Genomic DNA, 461 nt, shown 5'->3' on the forward strand with positions numbered 1-461 from the left:
CCTTCAGCCTCAAGCGCGTCAGCGCAGGCATTTCCCGACGAAAGGCTCACCGGCCGCTCGGAAGAGAACCCACCCAACAACACCGCGACACCTTCAGCCTCAAGCGCGTCAGCGCAGGCATTTCCCGACGAAAGGCTCACCGGCCGCTCGGAAGAGAACCCACCCAACAACACCGCGACATGCTTCGCATCCATTCACACTTCCCCAAGACTTGATCATCAGTCTAGCCATCCGCCCTTGCATGAGACTGGCGCGCCTGCGCGTCTGCTAATGCAACGGATTCGTCTCAGGGCATAAAAAACGATTAAGGTTAACGAGTGGTTTACTTTTGTTAATTTTTTGTGGGGAACTGCATGATCAGGATTTTGATTGTCCAGGCAGAGGAGCGACCTCGGAGAAGTTTCTGATCGAGACCGCGCCGTCGGGAAAGTGCGCGGTATGATCGTCATAAAGCGCATCGG

At 55.5% G+C, this 461-nt stretch carries 1 protein-coding gene; it reads right to left on the reverse strand.

What is annotated here, in order from left to right; all coding sequences use genetic code 11:
- Positions 1–194, reverse strand: a 194-nt coding sequence (locus AC1D0P_RS29265; RefSeq protein WP_477679940.1) for a hypothetical protein, incomplete at its 3' end; no start/stop codon positions are given.
- Between the last annotated feature and the right edge of the window lie 267 nt (positions 195–461).

The organism is Polaromonas sp. P1_G2, from assembly GCF_056405515.1.